Raw genomic sequence first — 284 nt, 5'->3', positions numbered from 1 at the left:
GCAGCTCTGAGAGCTGGTTACCGCGTAGATTAAGGTGAGTGAGTTTCTGGAGCTGACTGATGGACTCGGGCAACTTCAAGAGCTGGTTGCCACGTAGATCAAGGTTGGTGAGCTGCTGGAGCTGACCGATGGATTCGGGCAACTCCGAGAGCCGGTTGTTACTGAGATCAAGGTGAGTGAGCCGCCGGAGCCGACCGATGGACTCAGGCAGCTCTGAGAGCTGGTTACCGCGTAGATTAAGGTGAGTGAGTTTCTGGAGCTGACTGATGGACTCGGGCAACTTC

The 284-nt window shown here is 55.6% G+C and carries 1 protein-coding gene; it reads right to left on the bottom strand.

What is annotated here, in order from left to right; translation table 11 throughout:
• The coding region (locus tag BQ17_RS14490) for a leucine-rich repeat domain-containing protein (RefSeq protein WP_176722442.1) at positions 1-284 on the bottom strand (284 nt) is incomplete at both ends.

The sequence above is a fragment of the Candidatus Thiosymbion oneisti genome, assembly GCF_900092655.1.
GTDB lineage: Bacteria > Pseudomonadota > Gammaproteobacteria > Chromatiales > Chromatiaceae > Thiosymbion > Thiosymbion oneisti.
Note: the sequence above shows the minus strand (reverse complement) of the source record. Positions and strands in the feature narration are given on the sequence as shown.